Source organism: Kribbella sindirgiensis, from assembly GCF_004331435.1.
GTDB lineage: Bacteria > Actinomycetota > Actinomycetes > Propionibacteriales > Kribbellaceae > Kribbella > Kribbella sindirgiensis.
Window position 1 is genome coordinate 58,479 of sequence record NZ_SJKA01000011.1, and the last position, 12,788, is coordinate 71,266.

At 69.1% G+C, this 12,788-nt stretch carries 12 protein-coding genes; 8 read left to right on the plus strand and 4 right to left on the minus strand.

Translation table 11 applies throughout. The features are described 5' to 3' along the window. Positions 1–2 precede the first annotated feature (2 nt). Both fahA and E0H50_RS27880 read right to left on the minus strand, forming a co-directional pair. Positions 3–1,217, minus strand: coding sequence for a fumarylacetoacetase (gene fahA, locus E0H50_RS27875; RefSeq protein ID WP_131293495.1), 1,215 nt, complete (start codon positions 1,215–1,217; stop codon positions 3–5). Next, positions 1,214–2,062, minus strand: coding sequence for a hypothetical protein (locus tag E0H50_RS27880; RefSeq protein WP_131293496.1), 849 nt, complete (start codon positions 2,060–2,062; stop codon positions 1,214–1,216). Before E0H50_RS27880 ends, fahA begins: the two co-directional genes overlap by 4 nt. 74 nt (positions 2,063–2,136) lie before the next feature. On the opposite strand from E0H50_RS27880, the gene E0H50_RS27885 reads away from it, so the two are divergent. From E0H50_RS27885 to E0H50_RS27895, 3 genes are read left to right on the plus strand one after another with little or no spacing between them, the layout of a single operon-like run. After that, on the plus strand, positions 2,137–3,330 hold the full coding sequence (locus E0H50_RS27885) for a homogentisate 1,2-dioxygenase (RefSeq protein ID WP_131293497.1): 1,194 nt from the start codon (positions 2,137–2,139) through the stop codon (positions 3,328–3,330). Between the two features lie 46 nt (positions 3,331–3,376). Further along, positions 3,377–4,075: a Hint domain-containing protein gene (locus E0H50_RS27890; RefSeq protein WP_238151277.1), complete on the plus strand. Its 699-nt coding sequence runs from the start codon at positions 3,377–3,379 to the stop codon at positions 4,073–4,075. A gap of 39 nt (positions 4,076–4,114) precedes the next feature. Further along, positions 4,115–4,720 carry a hypothetical protein gene (locus tag E0H50_RS27895; protein WP_131293498.1) on the plus strand — a complete coding sequence of 202 codons (606 nt, stop codon included), beginning with the start codon at positions 4,115–4,117 and terminating at the stop codon, positions 4,718–4,720. Here E0H50_RS27895 and E0H50_RS27900 read toward each other — a convergent pair. After that, positions 4,717–5,517 carry a polysaccharide deacetylase family protein gene (locus tag E0H50_RS27900; RefSeq protein ID WP_131293499.1) on the minus strand — a complete coding sequence of 267 codons (801 nt, stop codon included), beginning with the start codon at positions 5,515–5,517 and terminating at the stop codon, positions 4,717–4,719. The genes E0H50_RS27895 and E0H50_RS27900 overlap by 4 nt on opposite strands. A gap of 115 nt (positions 5,518–5,632) precedes the next feature. On the opposite strand from E0H50_RS27900, the gene E0H50_RS27905 reads away from it, so the two are divergent. Beyond that, positions 5,633–7,477 carry a bifunctional metallophosphatase/5'-nucleotidase gene (locus E0H50_RS27905; protein ID WP_131293500.1) on the plus strand — a complete coding sequence of 615 codons (1,845 nt, stop codon included), beginning with the start codon at positions 5,633–5,635 and terminating at the stop codon, positions 7,475–7,477. A 21-nt stretch (positions 7,478–7,498) separates the two neighbouring features. Here the strand turns inward: E0H50_RS27905 and E0H50_RS27910 are convergent, their stop codons facing one another. Next, entirely contained in the window at positions 7,499–8,470 is a 972-nt protein-coding gene (locus E0H50_RS27910) for a hypothetical protein (protein ID WP_131293501.1), read from the minus strand. Positions 8,471–8,565: 95 nt separating this feature from the next. Here E0H50_RS27910 and E0H50_RS27915 point away from each other — a divergent pair, with 95 nt between their 5' ends. From E0H50_RS27915 to E0H50_RS27930, 4 genes are all read left to right on the plus strand, one after another. After that, positions 8,566–9,255: a FadR/GntR family transcriptional regulator gene (locus E0H50_RS27915; RefSeq protein WP_238151281.1), complete on the plus strand. Its 690-nt coding sequence runs from the start codon at positions 8,566–8,568 to the stop codon at positions 9,253–9,255. A 29-nt stretch (positions 9,256–9,284) separates the two neighbouring features. After that, positions 9,285–10,043: a creatininase family protein gene (locus E0H50_RS27920; protein ID WP_238151282.1), complete on the plus strand. Its 759-nt coding sequence runs from the start codon at positions 9,285–9,287 to the stop codon at positions 10,041–10,043. 83 nt (positions 10,044–10,126) lie between these two features. Then, entirely contained in the window at positions 10,127–11,062 is a 936-nt protein-coding gene (locus tag E0H50_RS27925; protein ID WP_131293503.1) for a CE1 family esterase, read from the plus strand. Beyond that, on the plus strand, positions 11,059–12,588 hold the full coding sequence (locus tag E0H50_RS27930) for an AbgT family transporter (protein WP_131293504.1): 1,530 nt from the start codon (positions 11,059–11,061) through the stop codon (positions 12,586–12,588). Before E0H50_RS27925 ends, E0H50_RS27930 begins: the two co-directional genes overlap by 4 nt. Positions 12,589–12,788: the final 200 nt, after the last annotated feature.

Below are 12,788 nucleotides of genomic sequence, written 5' to 3' on the forward strand. Positions count from 1 at the left end.
TGTTAGGCGGGTGGGGTGGCCGCGGGGGTGATTCGGCCGGTGACCTCGCCGAGGCCGAGGCGGGAGCCGTTGGTTGGGTTGGCCCAGGCGGAGATCGTGACCTCGTCGCCGTCCTCGAGGAACGTGTGCTCCTTGCCGGCCACGAGCAGCGGCTCGCGGCCGCCCCAGCTGAGCTCGATGAACGAGCCGCGCTGGTCCTTGGCCGGACCGCTGACGGTGCCGGACGCGTAGAGGTCGCCGGTGCGGACGCTGGCTCCGTTGACGGTCATGTGGGCGAGCATCTGCGCGGGCGACCAGTAGATGTCGCGGTACGGCGGGGTGCTCACCAGGTGGCCGTTCAACCTGACCTCGAACGTGATGTCGAAGTTCGTCAGGTCCGGTCCGTCGAGGTACGGGAGGACGGGTGGATTCTGCGCCGGGAGGCGGACGGCGGAGGGGGCGAGGGCGTCGAGGGAGACGACCCAGGGCGAGATGGAGGTCGCGAAGGACTTGCCGAGGAACGGGCCGAGGGGCACGTACTCCCAGGCCTGCAGGTCGCGGGCGGACCAGTCGTTGACGACCACCACGCCGTACACGTGGTCCGCGAAATCCTCAACAGGAACAGGCTTTCCGAGCGTTGACGGCGTACCGACGACGTAGCCGAGCTCCACCTCGATGTCGAGCCGCTGGGACGGCCCGAAGGTCGGTGCCGCGGCGTCCGGGGCCTTGCGCTGGCCGGACGGGCGGACGATGTCGGTGCCGCTGGCAACGATCGTGCCGGCCCGGCCGTGGTAGCCGACCGGCAGGTGCTTCCAGTTCGGCAGCAGCGGCTCGGAGTCCGGGCGGAACAGCCGGCCGAGGTTCGAGGCGTGCTGTTCGGAGGCGTAGAAGTCGACGTAGTCGCCGACCTCGAACGGCAGCTGCATCGTCACCGCGGACTGCGGGATCAGGTGCGGCTCGACGGCGTCCCGGTCGTTCTCGTTGCGCACCAGGTCGAGCAGCCAGTTCCGCGTCGCGCGCCAGGCCGGGCGGCCGAGCGCGAGAAACGCGTTCAGCGTCGGCTCGGCGAACAGTTGCGCGCCGTCCAGCATCTGCGCGGACGCGACGGGCGCGAGGTCGATGATCTGGTCGCCGATGGCCGCACCCACCCGCGGCTCCTCGTCGCCGTGCCGGAACACACCGAGCGGCAGATTCTCCGCCCCGAACGGCGAGCCGTCGGGGATGTCGATCCAGCTCATTCCATCAACCCCAGCGTCTTCAGGTCGGCCAATGGTTCGTCGATGCTGCAGGAGCCGAACGACGTGACCCACCGGCGGGTGCTCGCCGCCTGCTCGTCGGACAACTCACCCGCCCGCGCCGCGAGTACGGTGCCGTCCCGCTCGGCCAGAAGATGTTCGAGCTCGTCCTGCGATGCACCGTCCAGCGACGCCCGGGTGGCGAGCAGCACGTTGAGGAACCCGTGGTGCTCGAATCCGGTGTCCGCAGCCGTATGCCGGACCGCGTTGTGCAGCCCGGCCGTGCACTTGAAGGGCACCTCGCGATCCAGGCACGCGGTGATGAACGCGGCGACCTGGTGCTCCGACGGGAACAGTGCCGCATCCAGTCCGCCGGTGCGGAGTTTCGCGGCGTACCCGGCGTCGGCGACCACGTCGAGGGCGCGTTCCCAGGCGCCGTCCAGGCCGAGTTCGACGTACGCCGTCTCCTCGTCGAGGCAGTCGTCACACGCCCGGACCACGCGCAGCGCGTTCCGGGACAGGTCGTCCTCGTCCCGCAGTCGCACCTCGACCGCGGTCACCTCGACGTCCTTCGACCGGTCTCCCCACCGGATCACCGGCTCGATCCCGCCGGCGCCGCCGGAGATCACGACTGCCACACGGAGCGGTGCCGTGCCGGTGCGGGCGGCTTCGGCGGCGACTTTCATCAGGTCGTCGTCGGTGCAGACGAACGTGCCGACCAGGTCGGCGTACGACGACCGGCGGTGGACGTGGTGGGCCGCGACGGCCTCGGCGAGCGGCAGGTTGCCCGGCGGGAACATCGAGGCGTCGTCGACCAGGTGCCGGTACAGCGCAGGGACGGTTGACATGGGTCGAAGCCTAACGGATGCTTTCGGTAAGCGGACGCGCGCGTTCGATTAACGTACACTCTGGAGTAGTTCTGATGGCGTTCTACCGGCAGGTCGGGGAAGTTCCACCGAAGCGGCACACACAGTTCCGGAAACCGGACGGCGGGCTGTACTACGAGGAGCTGATGGGGGAGGAGGGGTTCTCGTCGGACTCCTCGTTGCTGTATCACGCCGGCGTCCCGTCCGCGATCGTCGACTCCCAGGTGTGGGACCTGCCGGATCTCGCCACCGTCCCGAACCACCCGCTCACACCGCGGCACCTGAAGCTGCACGACCTCTTCACCGACACTTCGAAGACCAACCCGGTCGAGGATCGCCGGCTGGTGCTGGGCAACGGCGACGTCCGGATCTCGTACGTCGTGGCCGAGCAGCCGTCGCCGTACTACCGGAACGCGATCGGTGACGAGTGCGTGTACGTCGAGAAGGGGTCGGCGACCGTGGAGACCGTGTTCGGCGTGCTGAACGCGGTCCAGGGCGACTACGTGATCATCCCGCGCGCGACCACGCACCGCTGGCTGCCCGGGCCGGAGGGCGTGCACGCGTACGCGATCGAGGCCAATTCGCACATCGCGCCGCCGAAGCGCTACCTGTCCCGGTACGGGCAGTTCCTCGAGCACGCGCCGTACTGCGAACGCGACCTGCACCCCACCACCGAGCCGCTCGTGGTCGAGGCGACCGACGTCGAGGTGCTGGTGAAGCACCGCGGCAACGGCGCCGGGGGGATCGTCGGCAGCCGGATGACGTACGCGACGCACCCGTTCGACGTGGTCGGGTGGGACGGCTGCCTGTACCCGTACACGTTCAACGTCAGCGACTTCGAGCCGATCACCGGGCGGGTGCACCAGCCGCCGCCCGTGCACCAGGTGTTCGAGGGGTACAACTTCGTGGTCTGCAACTTCGTGCCGCGGAAGGTCGACTACCACCCGTTGTCGGTGCCGGTGCCGTACTACCACTCGAACGTCGACTCCGACGAGGTGATGTTCTACTGCGGCGGCGACTACGAGGCGCGGAAGGGCTCCGGGATCGGCCTCGGCTCGATCTCGCTGCACCCCGGCGGGTACGCGCACGGGCCGCAGCCGTCGGCGATCGAGGCCTCGCTGGGCGCCGAGCGCTTCGAGGAACTGGCCGTCATGGTCGACACCTTCCGCCCGCTCGAACTCGGCGAGGCCGGCCAGGCGGTCGACGACGGCGTCTACGCCTGGACCTGGGCCGGCCGCCACAAGGGCTGACAGCACAAACTGACGGAGACACGCCCACTGTGGGATTCTGTCCTCTGTGAGTGAGGACGGGGACGTAGCTTCGCTGGTTGCAGACGACAGTGCCGCAGAGGTCGAGCCGGAGGTGCAGGTGCCGCCACGGGATCCGGGGCAGCCGTTCGTGGTCGGGATCGACCGGGACGCTGTACTGCGGCGCCGTGAGGTGGTGCGGACCGTCGAGCGGCGCGGTGCGTGGGTGACGCTGGCCCTCGGCACGATCGGGATCGTGGCCGCGATCTACGCGCTGATCGCGTTCCGCGGCTCCGGGATGTGGCCGTTCGCGCTGTTGTTGATCGCGGCAATGATCCCACTGGTGCTCAGCACGGTGCTCGTGTACCGCCTGCAGGCCGAGCGCGTGGAGTGGTACGACGCCAACGAGCTGCCGCCCGTGGCGATGCGGATCTCCGCCAAGGGACTCGAGCTGGCCTGCGACGGCGCCGCGTTCCCCGTCGTACTGCCGTGGGCGACCGTCCGCGGCTTCACCCAGCACAAGCTCCTCGGCCAGTACATGCTCGACCTGGCCCTGGTCCGGGGCGTCGGTGCGACGACGGCCGGTGTCCGCGGCCTCGACCAGCCGTCGGTCCGCAGCGTCGTCAAGCCGAACCCGCTCCTGCGCCCCACCGGCATGTTCCTGGTGAAGGCCCTCGACCAGCCGGTGCACGTCATCGACGAGGCAATCAAGCACTTCTCCGACGGCACCGCGGGCGTGCTGCGCTGACCCCCGACCGCTGACCTGCCGACCTGCAAGGCTCGAGGCATGAACGAGAGCTTCGTGGTCGGTCTGAGGCGCGACGAGATGTTGCGCCGGCGTAGCACAGTCCGCCGGGTTCGGATGATCAGCGGTGGATTCACGCTGCTGATTTCGATGGCCGGCCTGGCCCTGTCGATCTGGCTGACGTTCTGGCTCGGCGGTTCGTGGGCCATGGGCGCGATGATGATCGCCTGCATGGTGTTCCTCTTCGGGAGCAGCCTCGTCCCGTTCGTCCAGTGGGGCAAGCTGAAACGCTGGTACGCCGGCGCGGACCTCCCGCCGTACGCATTGCGGATGACCGCCGCCGGACTCGAGCTCGGTGTGGAAGGTGCACCGGCGCCGGTCGTCCTGCCCTGGCCGGCAGTGGTGGGGTTCCGGCGGAAGCGGAGGCTCGGGCAGCCGCTCTTGCAGGTCGTCGTACAGCCCGGGGTCACCGCCGACAGCCCGGGTGTGAGTGGTCTCGACCAGCCGGTTGTCCGGGCACTGCTGCGGCGGAGCCGGCGGGTCAAGACTGCCGGTATCTACAGCGTCGCGTCTCTTGACCAGCCGGTTGAGGCCATCGATCAGGCGCTGCGGTACTTCTCGAACGGGGTAGCGGCGGTGGCTCGCTAACAGGGCAGGGCGCGGTACGTGTAGCCGAGCTTGGTGAGTTTGGTCAGGGCTCGGTCGAGGGCGGCGACGGTTTGGGAGCGGTTGCCGCCGCCGTCGTGCATCAGGATGATCGCGCCGGGACGGGCGCCGGCCATGATCGCGTTCTCGATGTGCGCCGCGCCGGGTTTCTCCCAGTCCTTCGTGTCGACGTCCCAGAGCACCTGCCGCTGGTGGTACGCCGCGGCGATCGCCTGGATCTTCGTGTTCGTGGCGCCGGTCGGCGGCCGCAGGCACTTCGACTTCACGCCCATCGCGATCTCCTGCCGTACCTTCGCGTCCGGCAGCAGGGTCAGCGTCTTGTGGTCCCAGGTGTGGTTGCCGACGGTGTGCCCGGCGGCCCGCTCGGCGGCGATCAGTTCCGGGTACTGCGCCACCTGGATCCCGAGCACGAAGAACGTCGCCTGCGCCTTGTGCTTGCGCAGCAGCTGCAGGACCTTCGGGGTCCACTCGTGCTGCGGGCCGTCGTCGAAGGTCAGGTAGAGGACCTTCCCGTGCGCGGCCAGGTTCCAGTCGTCGGCGGGCGGCTTGGCGACCGGGTGCTTGACGGGCCGCGCGGGCTGCGTGGGTTGTTTGGTCGACGACGGTTCGCCGCGCTTGGACGTCACCGGCGTACCCAGCGGTTCGTGGCCGGCCGTCGGGGAGACCGGCGCGGCGGCAGACGTGACGGAGTGCTCGGACGGCGTGGCGGCTTGGGCGAGGACGGCACCGCAGAGGAGGGCGGCGACCAACGGCAGGAGTTTGCCGGGCGGCTTGGTCATGACGGGCATCTTCTCGCGAGTCCGGTGCCATGCGTTGGTGGGGGTGGGGGTGTGTCGGTCGTATCGTGTGCTTTCGGGCCGGAGATCCCGGCGAGTTGACCTGTGAGGCGGGGCGATGACGGACAGCGGTGAGCGGACCACGATGACACGACGGACGGTGATCGGCGGTGCGGCGGCGCTGGCCGCGGCCGGGTTCCAGGCGGTTCCGGCGTACGCGGGTGGTGGATCGTCGGGCAAGACGGTCCGGCTGACCGTGATGGGCACCACGGACCTGCACGGCAACGTCTTCAACTGGGACTACTTCAAGAACGCCGAGTACGACGACAGCGCGCACAACGACATCGGCCTGGCCAAGATCTCCACGCTGGTCAGCGCGGTCCGGGACCGGATCGCCGCCGACCGGCATGCGCCGCGCCCGCTACTGCTCGACGCCGGCGACACCATCCAGGGCACGCCGCTGGCGTACTACTTCGCGAAGATCGAGCCCATCACCGGCGGTCACATCCACCCGATGGCGGCCGCGATGAACCGGATCGGGTACGACGCCGCCGCGCTCGGCAACCACGAGTTCAACTACGGCCTCGACATCCTCCGCAAGTTCCAGCGGCAGCTGCGGTTCCCGCTGCTCGGCGCGAACGCCCAGGACTGGACCACGGGCCTGCCGGTGTTCCCGCCGTACACGCTGAAGCGGGTGCACGTGCCGGGGGAGAAGCCGATCACCGTCGGCATCCTCGGCCTGACCAACCCGGGGATCGCGATCTGGGACAAGGCGAACGTCGAGAACAAGCTGAAGTTCGGCGGCATCGTCGAGCTCGCGAAGATCTGGGCGCCGCGGGTCCGCAAGGCCGGCGCCGACGTGGTGATCGCCTCCGTGCACTCGGGGATGGATCTGTCCTCGTCGTACGGCGACGCGCTGCCCTACCCGGAGAACGCGTCGGTGCTGATGGCCGAGACCGTCCCGGGCATCGACGCCGTCCTGGTCGGGCACGCGCACCTGGAGATCCCCGAGCGGCTCGTCACGAACAAGACCAGCGGCGAGCAGGTGGTGCTCAGCGAGCCGCTGAAGTGGGGGATGCGGCTGTCGCTGTTCGACCTCGACCTGCAGAAGGTCCGCGGGCAGTGGAAGGTCGTCGGCCGGCACAGCCAGGTGCTGAACGCGAACACCGTCGACGCCGACCCGCACGTGGTGGACGTGCTGCAGAAGGACCACGACAAGGTCGTCGAGTACGTCAACTCGAAGATCGGCACCTGCACCGAGGCGATGTCCGCGGCGACCGCGCCCTGGGAGGACACCGCCGCGCTGGACTTCGTCAACTTCATCCAGGCCGACGCGGTCTCGAAGGCCCTCGCCGGTACGCCGCAGGCGTCGCTGCCGGTGCTGGCGATCGCGGCGCCGTTCAACCGGGCCGCCGCGATCCCGGCCGGCGATGTCTCGATCCGCGACGTCGCTGGGCTCTACATCTTCGACAACACGCTGCTCGGGGTGACGATGACGGGCGCGCAGATCAAGGAGTACCTGGAGTTCTCCGCTTTGTACTTCAAGCAGGTGACCGGGACCGGGCCGTTCCCGTCCTCGGATGTCACCAACGCCCCGACCCCGACCGCGCCGAACGGCACGCCGGACTACAACTACGACATCATGGGCGGCCTGTCGAAGCCGCTGACCTACAAGATCGACATCGCCAAGGCGGCCGGCACCCGGATCACCGACCTCGCGTACGACGGCACACCGGTGGCCGCCGACCAGCAGTTCGTTGTCGCGGTCAACAACTACCGCCAGTCCGGCGGCGGCAACTTCCCGCACGTCAAGACCGCCCCGGTCGTCTACAACCGCCAGGTCGAGATCCGCCAGTTGATGATCGACTACGTCACCGCCACCGGCACCGTCGACCCGACCACCTTCCACACCACCGACTGGTCCCTGACCTCCAACGGCTCCCCGATCACGGTCACCCCCTGACCCCGCTTCTGCGAGTGGCTGTTACGCCAGCCACTCGCAGAAGCCACAGCCGACCGATTCGGCGGCGAGCGGAAAGGCGGAGCGCGGTCGCAGGGATCTCGCGACCTGTTCGGCGCGGGCGTCGTGCAGTCGCTGGACCTCCGCGCCGCCATAGGTTCCTGCCCGGACGTAGGCCCACTGGCGATCCCCGGCATGGACGAAGTAGTGGGTCTGACCGTTGGCGCCCTGTCCTTGCCACAGGTTCGGGGCGAGTTCCGTGCAGCCGGTCACCGTGACCGGACCTTCGACACGGTCGGTGAAGCCGGTGCACGGTGCCTGGTCCGGGGCCGCGTTGCGAACGGTGACAGAGACCTCGGCGATCCGCTGTCCGTTCGACGGGGGCTCCATCACGTCGTACTCGAACCCGGAGTCCCACGAGCGCACGGTGTACGGCCAGGTGCCGTCCAGGTCGGTCTGCAGCGGCCGGGCGATGACAGCCTCGATCCGCCGCTGTTCCGACCACACCTTGGCGAGCTTGACACCGGCCGGGAGGGCGCCGAGGAGCACGACGCCTGCCGCGATCAGAACCGCCACCCGCGACGGCCGCGACCACTGCCGATGCCCGCCGTCGGCCGGCCGGTGGCAGCGCTGGAGAACCACGCCGGCCGAGAACGCGACAGCGGCCAGGAAGAAGAGTGGCTGGCCCCATCCGAGGAGCGACGCCCACGCCGCGGCGAGAAGCGCGAGTACGCCGATCGCGGCGCCGGCGCCGAAGATCGCGCCGACGCGCAGACGGATCGCGAACACCAGGATCGCCAGCGCCATCGCGATCCCGCCGCCGAGAGCGCCGTACGCGATGCCGCCGACGGCCGCCCAGCATTCCTCTTCGGGCAGGCAGTCCGCGGACTGGACGCTCGTCACGATGATCCCGACCACGACGCCCACGCCCAGACCGATGCCCAGGGCACGGAGCACGATGACGACGATCGATCCTGCCCAGGTGCGCTCCTTCATGCCAGCAAGGTATGGGCACGGACGGTCACCGCACCTGAGCAGAACTACTCGTTCGAGAGCTTGACCGACGTAAGGCTAAGTGATTTAGTCACTTTGTGACTTACTCAGCTTCTGAGGCGCTGCCCAGTTTGTCGGACCGGTTGACCGAGTCGATCCTCGGGATCATCCGGGACGGCGGGCTGCGGCCCGGTGACGCGATCCCGTCGGCGCGGGAGCTGGCGAAGCGGTTCGCGATCACCACGCCGACGGTGCGGGAGGCGCTGCGGAAGCTCGAGGCGACCGGAGCGGTCGAGTTCCGGCACGGGTCGGGGACGTACGTCGGTCCGACGATCAACAACGTCGTACTGGCGAATCCGCACCGGCCGCCGATCACCAAGGACTCGGTGTTGCAGCTGATCAGCGCCCGCCTGGTGATCGAGCCGGCCGTCGCGGCGCAGTCCGCTCTCGCGCGCCGGGCCGAGAACCTGGAGCGCCTGGAGGCCGCGGTCACCAACGCGCTCGTCCCGCCCGGCGGTCCGGCGTTCGCTTTGAACTTTCACGTTGAGCTCGCGGCGGCATCCGGGAACCCTTTGCTGCAAGAGGTTCTGGCGTCGCTGCTGAAGGTCAGGGTCCGCGAGCAGCAGCTGATCCGCGCGCTGTACGACAACCGCGGACGCGACCACGAGGAGCACCAGGCGATCGTCGACGCGGTCCGCGCGCAGGACGCCGTACGGGCCGAGCAGCTGACCCGGGCCCACCTGGACAACATCCGCCAGACCGTCGAATCCGCCCCGGAGTTCTCATGACCGCCTATCCGGAAACAAATCGTCACCAGGTGACCAAAAAGTTCCGGAAACTTGGCGACCTGACGACCGACGAGGCTGCCGCCGCGGTCCGGCAGTCGCCGCTCGTGATCATCCCGGTCGGCGCGCAGGAACAGCACGGCGGCGGGATGGCGATGTCCACCGACACCGTCCGCGCCGTCGGCGTCGCCGAGCGGGTCGCGGAACGGCTGGCCGGCCGCGCGGTGCTCGCCCCGGCCGTCCCGTACGGCGTCTCACCGCACCACATGTCCTTCGCCGGGACGATGACGTTGTCACCGGCAACGTTCATGCACGTTCTCCGGGACCTGGTGGCCAGCCTGCACGACCACGGCTGGCGGCAGTTCCTGGTGATCACCGGGCACGGAGGGAACAACGCCGCCCTGTCCGTGCTCGCGCAGGAGTACGTCCGCAGCGAGCTGACGTTCGCGTGGACCCCGGTCACGTCCGTCGTCGCAGACCTGATCACCGGAGTCAGCGAGGTGCACGGCCACGCCGGCGAGGCGGAGACCGCGCAGATGCTGTACCTGGCGCCGGACCTGGTCCAGGCCGACCGCCTGGAGCCCGGCGCCACCACGCTCGACGACTTGACCACCACGGCCCGGCTCTCCCGGCAGTCGCGCGGACCGCGGCTGTCCGTCGGGTTCGACGCGTACCACAAGCGTGGCGTGCTGGGTGATCCCCGCCGCGCCACAGCCGAGGACGGCCGGCTCCTCGTGGAGACCGCCGCCGACCGCATCGCCACCTTCGCCGACGAACTCCTGTCGGCCTGACGCTGCACCACCGAACACTGGACCTTCGCTCAGGGAGGTCCAGGCGCGAGCCTGCCCGCCCGCATGCCCCTTGGAGGCCCCTGATGAACTTCGCACGCCCGAAAATCCCCCGTCGTACCGCCCGCCGGGTTGGTGCGCTGCTCGGAGCGGCGGCTCTGGTGACCGCCGCCACCACGTTGCCCACAGCAACTGCTGCCTCCGCGGGTAGTCCCGGCTGCGGCAAGCAGGCCGCACCGAGTGGCGACTACACCGTCACGAGCGGCGGCATCACGCGCACCTATCGACTGCACGTACCGGACAACTACCAGAGCTCCAAGGCCAAGCGGCTCATCCTCGTCTACCACGGCCGCGGCAAGACCGGCGCCCAGACCGAGGCGTTCTCCGACCTGTCGAAACTCGACGCGATCGTTGCCTACCCCAACGGTGTGATCGGCGACGAGAACAAGCAGGCCTGGCAGGGCGCGCCGTACTCCGCCGACGGCGTCGACGACGTTCAGTTCACGCGGGACCTGCTGGACCAGCTCGAGTCGTCGTACTGCGTCGACACCGACGCCGTCTACGCGACCGGCAAATCCAACGGCGCCGGCTTCACCGGGATACTCGCCTGTCAGCTCGCCGACCGGATCGCGGCGATCGCCCCGGTCTCCGGCGCGTTCTACATCGAGGGCACCCACTGCGCGCCGAGCCGCCCGGTGCCCGTCCTCGACATCCACGGCACCGGCGACACCACGATCCCGTACGGCGGTGACGGTCAGCGCGACCTGCCCGACGTACAGACCTGGGTCCGGGATTGGGCCGTCCGCGACCACTGCGACCCTGACCCGAGGACTTCGCAGCTCGGTGACGACGTCCTGAAGTTCACCTACAGGGGCTGCAAGGCCGACGTCGTGCACGTCGCAGTCACCGACGGCGGGCACAGCTGGCCGGGATCGGATTCGACGTCCGGGCCTGGCTATGTGACGCAGACGTTCGAGGCGCACGAGTTGATCGGCGCGTTCTTCAAGGCGCACACGTTATGAGTACGGCGACCGACACGAGGGAGCTGCCGCGCCTGGTCCGGGCGATGGCGGTCATCGAGCGGATCGGGAACGCGCTGCCGCACCCGTTCTGGCTGTTCTGGATCCTGTCCGCTCTGTTGGCCGTGGTGAGCGCGATCCTGTCCGCGCTGGACGTCTCGGTGCTCTCGCCGAAGGACGGCAAGGAGGTCGCCGTCCAGAACCTGCTGTCCGGCGACGGCCTCCAGATGGCGGTGTCGACGGCGATCTCGAACTTCGCCGAGTTCCCGCCGATGGCGACGATCGTGGTCGTGATCATGGGCGTCGCGCTGGCCGAGCGGACCGGGTTCCTGCAGGTGCTGATGCGGGTCAGCGTGTCCCGGGTACCGCAGTCGATGGTGGTCTTCGCGGTCGCGTTCGCCGGCACGATGGCCCATGTCGCGTCGGCCGCGGCGTACATCATCCTGGTGCCTTTGGGCGGGCTCGCGTTCCGCGCGGTCGGCCGGTCGCCGATCCTCGGTATCGTGGTCGCGTACACCGCGATCGCCTCCGGGTACGACGCCAGCCCGATCCCGACCCCGAACGACGCGATCTTCGCCGGCATCACGACCGCGGCCGCACGCACCGTGGACCCGGACGCGCACGTCTCGGTGCTCTCGAACTGGTTCTTCAACATCGCGTCGTCGATCCTGCTGGCGCTGGTGATCACGCTGGTCACCCGCCTGGTCCTGAGCAAGCGAACCGATCTCGACGCCGACCCGGACGCCCCTGGCGACCTGGATCAGCTGTCCGTGTCGGATGCCGAGCGCAAGGGCCTGCGCCGGGCCGGCCTCGTCTTCCTGGTCGCCGCGGCGGCGATCGTCGCAATCCTGCTCCCGCACGGCTCCCCACTCCGCGGCAAGGACGGCAGCATCGTCGACTCACCCTTCCTCGACGGCATCGCGATGGTCGTCGCGGTCCTCTTCGGCCTGGTCGGCATCACGTACGGCGTGACGGTACGGGCGATCGAACGCGCCGCCGACGTACCTCGGTTGATGGGCGAGGGCATCAAGCAGATGGCGCCGGTCCTGGTGCTGTTCTTCGCGATCGCCCAGTTCCTCGCCTACTTCGACTGGAGCAACCTCGGCGACCTACTGTCCGCGGAATCCGCCCGGGTCCTAGGAGATCTCGGGGCGCCGAAAGTGCTGATCTTCCTAGGCATCCTCGCCCTGCTGACCGTCATCAACGTCCTGGTGACGAGCGGCTCCGCAATGTGGTCCCTGACCGCCCCGATCCTGGTCCCGATGATGCTCCTGTTGAGCGTCCCCGCCGAAACCACCCAGGCCCTCTTCCGAATCGCCGACTCGGGCTCCACCGCCATCACCCCCATGAGCCCGTACTTCGTCATGGCCCTCGGCTTCCTCCAGCGCTACCGCAAGGACGCCGGCGTGGGCACGCTAGCGTCATACACAGTCCCCCTGGCAATCTCCATGACCATCTCCTGGACCCTCCTGTTCCTGGCCTGGTGGGCCCTAGGAATCCCCCTCGGCCCAGGCGCCCCGGTGAGATGAGCACTGGGACGAGCTGCACTGAGCGCCGGACACCGCGTGGAGACGGAGCGTGGTCTGCGGGGAGTGCATTTCGACACCCATTAGGAGGTGTCGAGTGGATGGGTAGTGCACCTGAGCGTGATCGTGCCCGCGCGTACGGCGTCTCGCCGGTGCTCTACCTGTCGAGCCGCCGCGCACCCCCCCGCCGCAAACCCCGGTCG

Bases quoted from the DNA above. Each gene is read 5' to 3' on its own strand.
- fahA (WP_131293495.1), bottom strand. From the start codon at position 1,217: ATGAGCTGGATCGACATCCCCGACGGCTCGCCGTTCGGGGCGGAGAAT.
- E0H50_RS27930 (WP_131293504.1), top strand. From the start codon at position 11,059: ATGAGTACGGCGACCGACACGAGGGAGCTGCCGCGCCTGGTCCGGGCG.
- E0H50_RS27905 (WP_131293500.1), top strand. From the start codon at position 5,633: ATGACGGACAGCGGTGAGCGGACCACGATGACACGACGGACGGTGATC.
- E0H50_RS27880 (WP_131293496.1), bottom strand. From the start codon at position 2,062: ATGTCAACCGTCCCTGCGCTGTACCGGCACCTGGTCGACGACGCCTCG.
- E0H50_RS27895 (WP_131293498.1), top strand. From the start codon at position 4,115: ATGAACGAGAGCTTCGTGGTCGGTCTGAGGCGCGACGAGATGTTGCGC.
- E0H50_RS27910 (WP_131293501.1), bottom strand. From the start codon at position 8,470: ATGAAGGAGCGCACCTGGGCAGGATCGATCGTCGTCATCGTGCTCCGT.
- E0H50_RS27925 (WP_131293503.1), top strand. From the start codon at position 10,127: ATGAACTTCGCACGCCCGAAAATCCCCCGTCGTACCGCCCGCCGGGTT.
- E0H50_RS27885 (WP_131293497.1), top strand. From the start codon at position 2,137: ATGGCGTTCTACCGGCAGGTCGGGGAAGTTCCACCGAAGCGGCACACA.
- E0H50_RS27900 (WP_131293499.1), bottom strand. From the start codon at position 5,517: ATGACCAAGCCGCCCGGCAAACTCCTGCCGTTGGTCGCCGCCCTCCTC.